The 14066-nt window shown below is 36.2% G+C and carries 12 protein-coding genes; 8 read left to right on the top strand and 4 right to left on the bottom strand.

The window, feature by feature from the left end:
- The first annotated feature begins 338 nt into the window (after window positions 1–338).
- From OQX63_RS05950 to OQX63_RS05935, 4 genes are all read left to right on the top strand, one after another.
- Complete coding sequence (locus OQX63_RS05950) at window positions 339–1280, top strand: hypothetical protein (protein ID WP_265849974.1); 942 nt, start codon at window positions 339–341, stop codon at window positions 1278–1280.
- A gap of 25 nt (window positions 1281–1305) precedes the next feature.
- Window positions 1306–2322, top strand: coding sequence for an OmpA family protein (locus OQX63_RS05945; RefSeq protein WP_265849973.1), 1017 nt, complete (start codon window positions 1306–1308; stop codon window positions 2320–2322).
- 263 nt (window positions 2323–2585) lie between these two features.
- Window positions 2586–2966, top strand: coding sequence for a hypothetical protein (locus tag OQX63_RS05940; protein ID WP_265849972.1), 381 nt, complete (start codon window positions 2586–2588; stop codon window positions 2964–2966).
- A gap of 419 nt (window positions 2967–3385) precedes the next feature.
- Window positions 3386–4648 carry a TPR end-of-group domain-containing protein gene (locus OQX63_RS05935; protein WP_265849971.1) on the top strand — a complete coding sequence of 421 codons (1263 nt, stop codon included), beginning with the start codon at window positions 3386–3388 and terminating at the stop codon, window positions 4646–4648.
- A 202-nt stretch (window positions 4649–4850) separates the two neighbouring features.
- On the opposite strand, the gene OQX63_RS05930 is transcribed toward OQX63_RS05935, so the two are convergent.
- Together OQX63_RS05930 and OQX63_RS05925 are read right to left on the bottom strand one after the other, a co-directional pair.
- Window positions 4851–9107 (bottom strand): hypothetical protein, encoded by a 4257-nt coding sequence (locus OQX63_RS05930; protein ID WP_265849970.1) that lies wholly within the window; start codon window positions 9105–9107, stop codon window positions 4851–4853.
- A gap of 34 nt (window positions 9108–9141) precedes the next feature.
- Complete coding sequence (locus OQX63_RS05925; protein WP_265849969.1) at window positions 9142–9921, bottom strand: phospholipase D-like domain-containing protein; 780 nt, start codon at window positions 9919–9921, stop codon at window positions 9142–9144.
- Window positions 9922–10054: 133 nt separating this feature from the next.
- Here OQX63_RS05925 and OQX63_RS05920 point away from each other — a divergent pair, with 133 nt between their 5' ends.
- Window positions 10055–10261 carry a hypothetical protein gene (locus tag OQX63_RS05920; protein ID WP_265849968.1) on the top strand — a complete coding sequence of 69 codons (207 nt, stop codon included), beginning with the start codon at window positions 10055–10057 and terminating at the stop codon, window positions 10259–10261.
- Window positions 10262–10471: 210 nt separating this feature from the next.
- Window positions 10472–10909: a plasmid mobilization protein gene (locus OQX63_RS05915; protein WP_265849967.1), complete on the top strand. Its 438-nt coding sequence runs from the start codon at window positions 10472–10474 to the stop codon at window positions 10907–10909.
- 560 nt (window positions 10910–11469) lie between these two features.
- On the opposite strand, the gene OQX63_RS05910 is transcribed toward OQX63_RS05915, so the two are convergent.
- Window positions 11470–12249 carry a hypothetical protein gene (locus OQX63_RS05910; RefSeq protein WP_265849966.1) on the bottom strand — a complete coding sequence of 260 codons (780 nt, stop codon included), beginning with the start codon at window positions 12247–12249 and terminating at the stop codon, window positions 11470–11472.
- Between the two features lie 51 nt (window positions 12250–12300).
- On the opposite strand from OQX63_RS05910, the gene OQX63_RS05905 reads away from it, so the two are divergent.
- Window positions 12301–12636, top strand: a complete 336-nt coding sequence (locus OQX63_RS05905; RefSeq protein WP_265849965.1) for a hypothetical protein — start codon at window positions 12301–12303, stop codon at window positions 12634–12636.
- A 559-nt stretch (window positions 12637–13195) separates the two neighbouring features.
- Here the strand turns inward: OQX63_RS05905 and OQX63_RS05900 are convergent.
- Window positions 13196–13357, bottom strand: a complete 162-nt coding sequence (locus OQX63_RS05900; RefSeq protein WP_265849964.1) for a hypothetical protein — start codon at window positions 13355–13357, stop codon at window positions 13196–13198.
- A 140-nt stretch (window positions 13358–13497) separates the two neighbouring features.
- Here OQX63_RS05900 and OQX63_RS05895 point away from each other — a divergent pair, with 140 nt between their 5' ends.
- On the top strand, window positions 13498–13911 hold the full coding sequence (locus tag OQX63_RS05895) for a hypothetical protein (RefSeq protein ID WP_265849963.1): 414 nt from the start codon (window positions 13498–13500) through the stop codon (window positions 13909–13911).
- Window positions 13912–14066 lie beyond the last annotated feature (155 nt).

Below are 14066 nucleotides of genomic sequence, written 5' to 3'. Positions count from 1 at the left end.
GCCTTCATGCTGCCAGATACATTCAGCTTTAAGCTCTTATTCAGGCTGTCCGCATATGATTTCTGATTTAACGGTAATTGTGCTTTACACCAGGCGATGTACAACGGCAATATTAAAATAACAAGTATATATTTTTTGCCATTTATATGAGCTAAGTAAATACCTAAAACCCAGTAGATACAATTCCATGTAAACAGGTATTGTATGACTCGTGCTACCGAAATAATTTTGTACACATACTACTGAAAGTGACAGGTAGGATTAAAATACCATTCAAATTTGTATAGAATATCTTTTAACTATAGCGCTATCTCACTATTATTCATGAACCAAACGTTATGAAAAAACTATTTGTGTTGATATTTTATTTGTTCGCCATAAGTTCCTGCAATGCTCCCAGTGCTGATAAAAAAACAGTATTAGAGAAAAATAAAGATCAGGATCCTGTACAGGATATCCGGCAAAAGTTTACAGAAGGTAAAATTGAAATCGAAATTACCACCCCTGGAACATCACTTGGGGAAATTTTTCGAAATGTAGATGCTAGACAGGGAAATGTCCGTAAACAGCTCGAAAATGCTATCAAAGTATCCAGCCCTAAAACAAAGCAGGAATTTGAGGCCATCAGTAATAAAAACCCCATGATGTTGCTTAACCTTATGCTGTTACCCTGGAAATCATACATTTTCATAAAGCCAGGTAAAGCAACAGTGAAATTTGATGCCTTAACTTATCATGGTGAAAATACGGTGGATGATAAGTCGGGGCACGGTACCTTTTTTATCAGTACGCAGGATAAGAGAAACGAGAAAATCACTTTCACGTATCAAAAAAATGAACTTGGTAAAGCGGGTATTCAATCTACAATAAGTATTGAAGACTATACAATACAAAAAACACCTATTGTTGAAAACGTTGCAGGTTTCAACTGTAAAAAAAGCATCTATACCTTAAAGCATCCAGGTAATGCAATCGACCCTAAAATGGTATCCAATTCCCTTAAAGTAGCTAAGATAGAGGTTTGGTCTTCAGATCAAATGCCATCATCAGTTAACTTCTTAAATCCTTTATATATCAACGAAAAAGGAGGTATAATGAAACTGAAAGTTTTTTATACTACAGACGAGCATATGCCTATCATATACTGCTTTAAAAAGGTTGAAGCCAAAAAAATAAGTCTTGAAGAAATGAAAATTCAACAATCCTCACCTGTATATAATTATTCGAAAGACGCACTACGCATTGCCGGTCAAGTGATGGGTATCCTGTTTAAAATCTAATACTTTGAATTTACAATACATCCTTATGAAAAAATTGATTTATTTCCTTTCATTCGCATTACTTGTGGTTTCCTGTTCAAATCCAGTCAGCAAACAAAGTAAAGTGGCTGATACAGTTCAAAACCCGGGTGCAGATTCAAGCAAAGCACAACCTGTAGAAAAGCGGGGGGTTGATATCAGCAACATTCCTGTCACTAAAAAAGACCTTGGGGTATTCCCTTACTTTTCAGCACCTAAAAAAACTATTTACATTAATGGTGGCGGAAAGAAAAAGGACTTTGATCAAACGTATGTTCCTGTCAATGGCATATTGACTCCTGTAGAGGGGCCTTCTTTCAGCGCATTCATACAAGCTGACAACGGTGAAGAGTGGCAACAATTCTATGTCGATAAAAGCTATGAAGATATGATTGTAAGTTTAGGCGGGGTAAAAATTGCTGACGGAGTGGTAGCTAAAGAGGAGGTTGACCGCATAGGAAAAGATAAACTGAAAAGTGGTGATGAGGGATCTTTTGACTATTGGAGCAATATCCCTATCAAAACTTATTTAATCAAACGTTCAGATAGCGATATAGTTTATATACAGCTGCAAACCACCAGCACAAGTGGCGCAATACAAATTGCGGAGAAAGGAAGTTTTCATCAGACGATCTCGCTAATCAAAGCTGATGAAATTAAACAGCAATTAGATCGTGCGGGGAAAGCTGTTCTATATATCAACTTTGACACCGACAAATCATCTTTAAAGCCTGAAGGACAAACGGCAGTGCAAGAAATCAATAAGGTGCTCAGTGCCGATATGAGCCTGAAAATTGCTATAAATGGGCATACTGATAATACAGGAAATGAAGAAAGAAATCTGATGCTTTCAAAAGAAAGAGCTGCTGCAGTGCGTTCTGCATTAATTAAAAAAGGAATTGCTGAAGAACGACTCATCTCAAACGGCTTCGGCTCCAAAAAACCACTAGTTGCCAACACAACAGAAGAAAATAAAGCTAAAAACCGGAGAGTGGAATTAATAAAAATAAAAGATAGGGCTTAATTTCAGTCTCCTGTTAAAACACAATAAATTTCATCAAGTAATTAACTTATTTTGCCAAGGCAATCAAATTTAAATGAATACTTAAACATTAAAATACATCTTATTAGAAAGCTAACATCACGAGTACTTTTTTTTGCATTATAACATTTGTACTGATAATAACCGTATTATCTGCCTGCAGTAAAAATGGAGGAGATGAAAGTATTGATAGCGGGAAATTTCTGAGATGCAAGATCAATGGGCAGTATTATGAATTCAATTACATGGTAAATACCAATGATAAGCCCTCTTCCGACGTCGTAAATTTTGTAGTGATCGGCGGATATGAAAAGCAGGATATGATTAAAGGTTTTGGTATTGATCTTCAGTTAGCTGATGGAGCAAAAGAAACCACCTATACTGCTACAGGGAATACGGCCCTAGCGCTTCATGGGAAATACTATATTCAGAATATGAAAGATGGAAAAATCGTAGGTACTACCGGCTATAACGGAGGAACAAGTGAGGGCACATTTTTTACATTAACTATTACCAGTTTAACTAAATGGGGTGTAAAGGGAACTTTTTCCGGTAAGCCTAAACTTGTTGGTGATGACGGGTATGCGGATATTACTGAGGGAAAGTTTTCTGCACCATATAATTAAAGCTGAAACCGATGTGCGAAGTTTTTAGGCCAGCAATTATAACTTCAAAAATACCTTTTAAGGATTAACAATACTGGCTATTTTGTCATCAAAATTTTAATTCCTGCTGGTATAACACCTACATATCGCAATCGTCATTAAATGAGCAAGTTAAAAATAATAGTTAATGATCATTTTATATGGGGCACCAAATTGGGCACCAGTTATTTTGACATGATTTAACTAATTTTGAAAGAACAATTTATTGTTTAAGCGACTACAAGTCATTGATTGATATTTAATAATTTATGATTTCTCCTGCTTATTAACCAACTTAAAAATAAATTTATTCCTAGAAGCAACGGCAAATAAATTGGATTGTCTTTTTACTATATAATTAAAAAAATGACTTTTATAACCCGACCTCAATAAAATAACTTATGCTTAAACAAATCTATTTATCGTTTTTATTATTAATTAGTACATGTGGTTTTGCGCAAAATATTCAGAGCAGAAAAGCTGATAGCTTATACGCAGTTAAAAGTTATGTTGCTGCAGGTCGTTATTATTTGCTTGCTGCCGAAACCGAAGAATTTAAATCTTTAAAACGTAATGAATATTATAATGCTGCCTGCTGTTATGCCTTAAGCGGTAAAGCCGATAGCGCTATGCTTCTGCTGAAAAAAGCGGTTGAAAATGGTTATAAAGATGGAGCACACCTAAAGGTAGACACCGATCTTGATGCACTGCATTTCATGCCAGAATGGACTAAACTAGTTGCCAGGATTGGAAATATCAAGGCCAGTACAAATGATCCGCTGAAAGCTAAACTTGTTACCACCGATATCAAAAATTTCTGGAAGGCATATGACCTTGCACATCAGGACACAGCCAATCGTTTAGCTATTTATAAAAAATATTACTTAGAGCCAGGCACAGTTGGCTTGCAGGACTATTTTGCCATAAAGGTAGGCAGCTTAAAAAAATTCGTGAAAACGCACGATGGTAAGCCTAAGTTTTACGCCGCAATCCGTAAAAACACTTTTATGGTTGAGTCGCTAAAGCCACAGATGATAGCTAGCTTTGTGAAGTTTAAACAACTCTACCAAGCAGCTAATTTCCCCGACGTTTATTTTGTGATTGGCGCCTTTACATCGGGTGGCACATCGACTGAAAGCGGACTAATAATAGGTCTTGATCAGGGCGTGCGTACATCCGATATCCCAGTAACAGAACTTACGCTTTGGCAAAATAACAATTATAACAATCTATCCAATTTGCCCAACACAATAGCACATGAGCTGATCCATTTTAATCAGAATGGGATGAAACGAGATACTTCGCTTTTATGCGGTGTAATGATAGAAGGCATGGCCGATTTTATTGGGGAACTAATTTCGGGCAGTAACGCTAACCCGCGTTTGCACGTATGGGCCAAAGGTAAAGAAAAACAAATATGGACCGATTTTGAAAAGGAGATGTATTTGAAACGCAGTTATAACTGGATAGCAAATTCGAACCAGGAAACTGCTGATAAGCCGGCTGACTTAGGTTACTGGGTAGGATATCAAATTTGCAAAGCTTATTATGATAAAAGTGTAGATAAAGCCAAAGCCGTTAATGATATGCTAAATATCAAAGATTACAAAGCCTTTTATCAGGAAAGCGATGCGCATATGCTATTTAGAAATGCAGCAAACTGATGAATTAAACAATCCTGTTTACTAAATGGTTTTTCGATCGACCCTAAATATTAAAAACTCATATCCAATTATAAAGAACGACGCTCCGAATGACGCACATTTTATATGCGATTTCATACATATTTTGGCATAACCCCTAAAAATAAAAACCCTGCTAATTGTGCGATTGCAGGGTTTTAGTCGTGAATTATATCATCATTTCTTAAATAAATTCGTTTCTGAATAACCAGGCTTTACGACTTTCAATAACCTCAAATTCTTCAAACTGATCAATAGTTGCCCTGATCATTGCTTGAATAAGATGTGGATCCAAATTATCAGTTTTTTGAAATATTTTATCTAATTCTACCATCTCCTCTTTGTTGCCGAAAAATTCTGCTTTTAGCACTGGAAGGCATATGGCAGATACAAATGGAACAAGTACGTGACGGATTATACTTTGGCTGTTTGTGCGGAAAAGATTATGTAAATAAGGTATTCCGTTAATAAGTTGGGTAATTTGCTCTTTTCTGTTATTCGAAAGAAAAATAACCCCGAGAATACACAGGTTGTGAAGTGCTTGCTTACCATGTCCACTAAAAACGTTTCCGCGCTGTATTAATTCTGTGGTACTGATCTTATTGGTAATGATTTTCGTGACTATTTCCTGTATCACTTCAAATGTAACGTTGTCAACTGCATCCGGAAGATAATCTTCTAACATTTCCATAAACTGCTTCCTCATATCTTCCCTGTCAGTGTCCTGCTGGATGTAAGCTAGAAGCAACCTGATGACAAGGGAAAGTATTGCGAATGAAATGGCCGTTTGTTCACCAGATTTCCATTCTTCAGTTGCCTTAGTTTGAAAAATTTGCTTTAAATCCAAATTTTGGATTTGGTCGTATTTTTCTGCTGGGCTTCCATGAAGATGACTGGCAATTACGGCATTGTATAAATAAGCTTCAAAAGCTGGTCTTGGCTTATAATAAACGATGGAATATTGCGCACATGATGTCGAAATCATATAGAAAATATTCTGATCACTATCTTTTCTGGCAACATCGAATGCTTTTAGTGAATATTCATAAGCTGATTTTAGCTTTCCTAGGATTTCAGAGATAGTTGCGAGATGGGCAAATACAATAGCGTCATTTTTTGGCTCATACTTGTCGGTTAGATTTCCCTCGTAAAATAAATAGACACCTTGATATGGCGGAAAAAAATCATCACCATCGATTTGTGGGATTCTGCCTTCAGATAAGGTTCCGGCAATATACCCTGTCATGTGTCCCGTAAGTAGAAATGGCTTAATCCATCGTTCGTTTACCGGATGTATCTTGGCGGCAAACAATCTGCAGACTACCATTTCGAAGGTTTCAAATACTTTGTTATATTGTTTGTTAACCCAATAAGATACAGCTAGTTCGCCGAGCATCATTATATAATCTATTTCATGAAAATCTATCCGGTTTTCGGCAACCGAAACAGCTTCCAAACAATAATGGATAGCCTTGCTAGGATTAGTACCAGATATAGAGGCGGCAGCGTAAATTAACGTGTCAGTATAGTTTATTTGTTCTCCGCATTGAAACTTTAAGGCTTCAGAAAGCCATTGATAGGCGTTTGTTAGATCTCCTGAACGATGAAATAACTTTCCTAGATTTTCATGCAATAGATACCTGCCTACATTGTTGTTTGTACTGCCCAGTTCGTCAAATGTCAATTTAACAGCTCGAACCCGATCCTTGTTTTTCCAAAATGCCAGTTGAACTTGGCGTTTGATTACTAAAGCTTTTAAAATTTGGTCGTGATGTTTCTCGAAAAAATCATATAGGATAGCCAGTGTTTGCTCCTTTTGGTTCTCCGAAGTAGCTGTTTGGTTAATGATTGAATCACAAAGCAACGATATCGCATCCTCTGCGATTTCATTCTCAAAAAGGAAAAGATTAAATGTATCCTTAAACTTCTCAGATAGATTAAGCCATTGTTGAATTTCTTCAAAGGTCTTCAAATCCTTGATAGGCACCCAAAGCAGTGCAATGAAAAGATCTGGTGAAATACCCTCTTTAAGTTCAATAGGTAATTCATGATAATGGCTAATGATATATTCAAGATAATCAAAAGTGTCACGAAAATTTGTATCTATAGCGTGGGTAACGGCCATCAATCGAACAATTACTGCTTCTGATACGGTAAGGTCTCTGTTCTTAGAAAGCCTTTTGATCTTTTCAAAAAACGGAGTGAGATCCCGTCCTAAGGCTTTGAAAATTCTGATCTGTTCATTGATCAATACTGTTTGAAGACTTACGGCTGTTCCTTCAGGAAGGTCTGTACCAACCCAGAATTTGAGAAAGCCCCATTTATCAATGTTTTCCATTGCACTTATTTCTTGCGCTTTCTGAAGAACATTATACAGCAGCGAAACTGCACTGTCGGTATCTTTTCCTCTAATGTAAGCAAAGATTGCTCTGGTGGCCGTAATCTGATTTACCTTTTTCTTAGACAAAATTGCATCGGCGATAGCAACATTCGCGTGCTGTATAGTAGTTGCAGCGAGGTTATTTTCGCCTAAATTATAAGCAAGAGGAGAGACCTGATATTTTCTGTTATCTTCCGGCTGAACCCATACATTTAAAAGGACTTGCAATTTTTCAGCGGGCGAACTGATTACAGTCTCAACAGTACTGACAGCCTTTACTTCTGTCATTCCAAATGCCCAATTCATCAGGCTAAGACGATAGAGCAGTTCACGGCTTTGTTGATCGTCAACATACCGGAGGACCGACCGCTGTATATCCTCAATAACATCTCCTGCAAATCCATCCTCAGAAAGACTCTCTAAAACTGTTTGATATTCATTTTCTCTACCTTTTGATCCTAGGTATTGAACCATAGCAAGCACTAACCTTGGGTTGCGCGAAGATTTTATAGCGATTAGTGAAACAAAAAGTTCAGTCTGTTTAACAATTTTATTATTGTCCAGCAGATCGATTATTTCCTGGTCGGTAAATGTAAAGTCTGTGTATTCATGAAAGTTATTTGAGGTTAAAGCGCCGACTAAATTGTTTGGGATCTTGTAGTTGCAGGTTGTGAGTAACTTAATGCCGCAATGTTGACAGCTTAATGCCAATGTATTCACCAAATGTTGGAACGCTGGTTCGTCTGTTCGCAATTCAGGAAGGTCATTTAGGACAAGTATTGTACCTTTTGGCAATTGTGCAAGTACCTGAACTATCCATGACTGACGATTGTGCTGTATCACTTGACCCGAGATAGAAAGAAGAAAGGCTTCGAGCAGTAATGCCGATTTATCATAGAACTGATTAAATTCACGCATATCAAGCCAATGGTAGTTTTCATACTCTCGACAAACCAAAGCAGCCATTTGTGATTTCCCACAGCCGTTAATGCCATAAAAATTGATCCAACTATGTAATTCGAAAAAGGATTTGATTGTTGTGACCTTTAAAGAACGTGAAGAACCATTAATTATAGGTTCAGGTGCATCAATAGCCACATTATTAAGCCTGAATTCGAAAATCGCATCTTTTTTTATCGCATTTAGGTCAGTAAATAGAGTTGCGATATTTTGCGTATTGCCTTCAACCTTGTTTTCAATTTCCTGAATTTTGGTATGAACCACTGATAAAAGACCAATGATTTGGTTAAATAATTCTAAATCTATAGACGAAATCTGAGGTAACTGGTATTGATCTAATAAGTCCTGTTTGGTTAGTGATTTTAATTCCCTTTGTGATAAAAGCTTGAAGACGAATAAAAATAATCTGGAATAAATCAGTCGAGCTTTTGCTTCTCCATGCTGATCACATAATTTTTTATGTAATGTGTTTGCAAGTTCTACATGATCCTCATTGCTAAATGACCACTCAAAACCTTGAATGAATCTGATAACATTTTGATCGTCTTCAAGAAATGCCGAAAAATCAATCCATTCCTGTTGTGCTATGATTTCTGCAGGTTTTAATTCATCAGTTTTCTCAACAATTTGTTCTTTAGCTTTTCTGATCAGATGGGTTTTTATTATTTGAAGTCTGCTGTCAGCCGGGTCAAGGTTTTTTCGCTGGTGTAAATCTATCCAAGCATCTATACCTTTTGTACCGTCGCCAAAAAGTTCTTTTCGCTCTATCGTATATTGTGTATTGGTGACAAACCGAAAGATCAAATTTATATTGGGATTGTTTTTCCTATGGATAAAAAAGTTCTTTAAAATCTCCAAAGTCTCAGCCCTGTTGAGGCTGATTTCTGATTCTCTGTATTTGAATTGTTCAAGTTCACGGGATTGCTTTTTAGTGATGATGTCATTACATACCACATCAATATCTTCACCACATTCCAGTTCAAGGTGCTGATCCTCATTTAGATTCAGCCAGCGGTTGATGGTAAAATCTACCTGATAAACAAAACCTCTAACCGTGCCCCAGGCGTCCCGGCCATATATTTCTGTAAAAGAATTTTCCATTGTTGATATTCTTAAAGTATAGCTGGTTTATTGTTTATGAGATAAGCCTTCTAAATTCTAATGAGTATTTGGTAGCTGATTTTGGATCTTGTTGCACTGTAATGTTTTCATCATTTCTGGTTTCTGCATTCGTTGACCAATTATATGATCCAGTAACAACAATTTGATTGTCTACGATACAAAATTTATTATGCATTAAACCTTTTCTACTTCCTCCGATTTTTGAATGCTTTAGCTGGCTAATATCTACACCATGCTTTTTATTGATACCATCGTCGAAGATAGCCACGTGAACATCGACGCCGGCTTTTGATTTTTCTACCAACTTATTAAAAAGAACGTCATTTGTAAACCAAGCAATCGCAACTGAAATTGAAACTTGTGCCGAATCTAAAACTACCAAAATCTCATCCTGAATGCCCTGAAAGTGAGGGTTGTTTACGGTATCCATTGCTTTTACGACCACACCGCCCTGGATGGAATACGTTCCGTCTACTTCAATAACTTGGAGGTTTTCCCTATTGATGATGTCGTTTATTTTTGAAATTGCATCCTCAGATCCCTTAAGATCATTTATTACGTCAGTTAGCAAATTTCTTAATTCAGGTTTTCCAGATAGCTCATTTAAGCGATGCTCTATGTATTGCGTCTTTGATGGTCGTTGGCCATTTTTCTTTCCAATATCTGGCAAGCCTACACTATATTCGTATTTATCGAGAGCTCCGTAATCATTAAAAAGGCTTACCAATTGCTTGCCATTACGATCAAGCAAAAATGGAGCTAATTTTTCTATCGAGTTTGACGTTAATTTCATACTTCAAATATATTGTAATTCGTATGGTATTGAATAAGTTTATTGGTTAAAATTGTTCAACAACTCCCCAATCTACTCCCCATAAACCCGTTCCATCACTCATCAACTTTGGCTCAATCAAAATCATTGAGCCATGAACAACAATACAACAGAACTAAAAGGCCGTGAGTTTAACGGCAAGTATTACCCAAAGATCAAAAGGATCGTTACCGCACCACGTAAAAAGATCCGCTCCAAGCTCAGGGGATTTCTTCCGTTGAACCTTGAAAAGTTTATCGAAACGCTACCCATAAGGCAGCCAATTTCACGACTAAGTTCAGGTCTGAATCCTGGCATTTAACTCATCAATTGTATCACCATTTTTAAATCAGCATTATCCTGATGTGGTTAGGGTACGCCGCCTGTTTTTTTGGCGGAGTGAAATGTACGTTTGTGATACAAACGGATTTCAAACCTAGCCTCGGAACTCGGCTTTGGCATATGAAAACCTCGAAACTCGTTTTTTTTGACACTTGCTAAGCTATCAGGACAATCTCAATACAATGCATTTATGATAGGCAAAAACACCAGGCGAAACGAGCCTAAACGAACTGAATGGCTACACATCCGGTTAACGCAAACAGAAGCCAGCAAAATCAATGATAGGTTCAGAAAAACAGCTTGTAAAGACCTGAGCAGTTATCTGCGAAAAATAATACTGGAAAAACCTGTTACGGTTATTACCCGTAACCAATCCTTTGATGAGTTTATACAAGAAATGATCTTGCTAAAGAATGAGCTGAGTGCCATAGGCAGTAACCTGAACCAGATTGCCAAAAAGATCAACAGCTATGCCACAACACCGGGCAGTAAATTGCTGATGGAAAGCTACAGGCTCGTTAAAGATATTGTGGATACAAAAATTACCGAAATTAAAAACAAGTTAAACCAATTTTCAGACACATGGTTACAAGGATCATCAGCGGACGAAGCATCCGGGGAGCAGTAAACTATAACGAGCAAAAAGTAGCGCAAGGCAAGGCCGTCTTTCTTTCAGCTGAAAATTACCTGAAAGAAAGTCATAGGTTTGGATAAACCAATTTGATTGACCCCGTTCCGCCAATTTCAAAAGACCTCAAAACAGACTGGTTATCATAAAGTAATCAATAATTTATTTTTGGCGAAGAGGGGTCAGTAGATTGTGGTTTTTCCAATAATGATAATGTTTCGATATTGCACAATAATATCCATTACGTTATTGCCTGTAATTTTCGGCTGCGCGCGATCAACCGATCAAGATTTTTAACGAAATTTTGGATATCGATGATGGCAATGCTGTTTTCGACGAGGCCACTGCCAATATCATAACCAGAAGTTTGCTGGAAAGTTATCTGGTCTATTTCCGGCTGCATAATGGATGTGGAGATGATCTGAAACTTCAGAAATTGTATTTCAATTTGTATGACCTTTCTTCTGTGTTGCAGTTTATAAAATATGGGAAATCAATTAAGGGTATGCATTATATAAATATTGAACAAGTTATTTATAGCTTGATTAAACATAGTCAGGTTATGTAGATTCCCTTGGGGTTAAAGTAGCAACATGATGTCCTTGTCCCCCAATATAATAGTTGACCAGATATCGTCCTTTTACAATGATAAGTCCATGTTCCCGATAAACTAGATTTTTATTTATGTTATTGATGATTACAGTGCATTCTGTCTCATCTTCAGTCCAGTAATAGTATTTAGTTTTTTTTTGATCTTCATTATCCACATAAGTATAATCTGATTTTGTGTGCGCGATAAATGTTAAGCCCTTGTAATCACCTTTATCATTCACTTCAGTGGATCCCAATTCAATGGATGTTTTACAGTAATCAAAGCCATCGATTGTTTTGTAACTCTCGGGATCGTCTCCGCTCCCCAATACAATATTTAAAAAAACAACTCTCCCATCATTTTCTTCCAAAAATTCGGCTAGTGAATCAATCTCGATCTTGTTTTGGTCGTAGGCAGGAGTCGTTCCTGCTAGATTAACCACGTTATTATTGCCGGATATATTCGCGTTGTTATCTCCATTAGAATTGATATGGTGATCATCAACTTTGATACTATCTTTTTTAGCCTTTGCTTCTGCTTCTACTCTTAAAGTAACAAAATAACCAACAATACAAACAGAGGATGCAATGAATATCAAGATAATTATCAGCTTTAAAATTTGATAGGAATGCTTTTGATCCAGATTACTAAAGATATTCTTCTTAATAATGTCTTTAAAAAGAAGAAAAAGTAAGGCAATGGCTAATCCACCAATACCGGTATACTTTAAAATTGGTTCTAAATTCATTATTTTATGGCTTAAGATGTTTTTAGTAATAATAAATTTAATAAAATTCTAATGATTTTTCTTCGCGCAATACTTATAATTTTCCATTGGTTTCAAGTACTTAAGATTACAGCTTTTTTATTATTGTCGAATACAAAAACAGCAAAAGCATTTATGAAGTCCACTTACAGAGAAGCAAAAGAAAAATATAGCAGATTACTGGAAAGAAGGAGAAATTGCAAAAATATTATTGCGGAAAAACCAACAGGAGGTGAACAAGTAGGCAAGTTTAAATCAAGCTACCATTATTCGTGTCAATTTCTAAAGTTGATTCAATATCTCTATAGCGCCATTTACATTTTAAATATGCCAGCCATTTCTTTGCGAGATTGCATGGTTGGTGGATAAACCAATTTGATTGACCCCGTTCCGCCAATTTCAAAAGACACCAAAACAGACTGGTTATCATAAAGTAATCAATAATTTATTTTTGGCGAAGAGGGGTCAGTAGATTGTGGTTTTTCCAACTGACTGAACTTTCTACGAAATTTTGAAAAAAGGCTTTTGGCGTTTTGCGGGCTCTGTCTGGAGATTTCGCTGAAGTTGACCACCCCGCTTGGGTTTAAACTTATAGAAACTTAGATGTTTAGAAGTAGTGTTTTAAATTAAATTGAGTAGCTAGATTTGAAAATTACAAATCATCGATTTCGATTTCATCGACATTTACGTTGAAAATTTCTGATAGGTACTCCTTTAAATGTTCGTTATCCCTAAAATGTATACCTACATCTATTTTTTTTGTTACATCGGTCTCAGGTCTCATTTTCATCAATTAATGTATCAACATGGAAGATGCCGCCTGCGCCAGCCCGTTCAGATGTTTCAAAATCTTTGCCTACTTAAAATGTTATCATAAAATCTTAATTTAAGGTCTATTAGTTTATAAATAGTTAAATAATATGTTACTTCAATCTTTGTCAGGTAAAAACTCACTTTCAAACGATCGATAGACTTTAGCACTGGATTGAAGTTTAATAATTACTTCGTAAGCTTTATCATCTCCATTATACGAAATGTAGTTAGCAATTACCTTTTCCTGTTTGTCACCCTCTCGGATTAGATCATCCATTTTTATTTTTCGGAAATCTTCCAATGTTGTATCTTCAGTAATTATAATTACGTCTTCCATAATTCAAATGTAACCAATTAAGCTACAAAGCCATAAAATAAATTTACCAATTTTAGTATATAAATAACTACTTCTACCATATGATGAGCGGCCTAATTCAATTTTTAACCAAAATACAAACTTTCAATCTTCTCATTGTTACGAAAAGTGAATTAGAAAACCCTATAAAAGAAGACGAAGATAAGTCAGCCTATAGCCTTAGCCACGAAACACATTATTATGATTCGTTTTTTTATAAGAGTGAAATTAGAGTTTTGAAAGACATGGCACTAATTGATATTCTATCACTTAATGATACCAGTCTAAAAAGAGAACTGGAACAGCTCAAAAAATTGAAGGAAAGGTTTAAACTAATATGGACAAATTTCCACCAACATTACGTTGAGCTTAGAGTCGAATATCCAAGCAATTTCATATTTTCAATTCAACTCAATTACTTGTTTATCGTTAACAACCTGCAATCAGATTACAAAGATATTTATATAGGTGATTAGTTTGTGGAAAGTCTGCATGATACTTTGAAGATCAGGGATAAGTTCCTAAGCGAGTTGGTTAGTGAAATCGATGAAATTCTACATCCCCGTGAAACGTTCGAGGAATGGATGGCCAAGCAAAAGCCCACAACAAGTTGAAGATATCACGCCTGAGC

This window comes from Pedobacter sp. PF22-3, from assembly GCF_026239555.1.
GTDB lineage: Bacteria > Bacteroidota > Bacteroidia > Sphingobacteriales > Sphingobacteriaceae > Pedobacter.
The sequence above is the reverse complement of the archived record's forward strand: the minus strand, read 5'-3'. Positions and strand labels throughout refer to the sequence as shown.

What these genes read in the sequence shown, in the direction of transcription:
- OQX63_RS05950 (WP_265849974.1), top strand. Translation starts at nt 339, where the DNA reads ATGAAAAAACTATTTGTGTTGATATTTTATTTGTTCGCCATAAGTTCC.
- OQX63_RS05930 (WP_265849970.1), bottom strand. Translation starts at nt 9,107, where the DNA reads ATGGAAAATTCTTTTACAGAAATATATGGCCGGGACGCCTGGGGCACG.
- OQX63_RS05895 (WP_265849963.1), top strand. Translation starts at nt 13,498, where the DNA reads ATGATGAGCGGCCTAATTCAATTTTTAACCAAAATACAAACTTTCAAT.
- OQX63_RS05945 (WP_265849973.1), top strand. Translation starts at nt 1,306, where the DNA reads ATGAAAAAATTGATTTATTTCCTTTCATTCGCATTACTTGTGGTTTCC.
- OQX63_RS05940 (WP_265849972.1), top strand. Translation starts at nt 2,586, where the DNA reads ATGGTAAATACCAATGATAAGCCCTCTTCCGACGTCGTAAATTTTGTA.
- OQX63_RS05910 (WP_265849966.1), bottom strand. Translation starts at nt 12,249, where the DNA reads ATGAATTTAGAACCAATTTTAAAGTATACCGGTATTGGTGGATTAGCC.
- OQX63_RS05900 (WP_265849964.1), bottom strand. Translation starts at nt 13,357, where the DNA reads ATGGATGATCTAATCCGAGAGGGTGACAAACAGGAAAAGGTAATTGCT.
- OQX63_RS05925 (WP_265849969.1), bottom strand. Translation starts at nt 9,921, where the DNA reads ATGAAATTAACGTCAAACTCGATAGAAAAATTAGCTCCATTTTTGCTT.
- OQX63_RS05935 (WP_265849971.1), top strand. Translation starts at nt 3,386, where the DNA reads ATGCTTAAACAAATCTATTTATCGTTTTTATTATTAATTAGTACATGT.
- OQX63_RS05920 (WP_265849968.1), top strand. Translation starts at nt 10,055, where the DNA reads ATGAACAACAATACAACAGAACTAAAAGGCCGTGAGTTTAACGGCAAG.
- OQX63_RS05905 (WP_265849965.1), top strand. Translation starts at nt 12,301, where the DNA reads ATGATTTTTCTTCGCGCAATACTTATAATTTTCCATTGGTTTCAAGTA.
- OQX63_RS05915 (WP_265849967.1), top strand. Translation starts at nt 10,472, where the DNA reads ATGATAGGCAAAAACACCAGGCGAAACGAGCCTAAACGAACTGAATGG.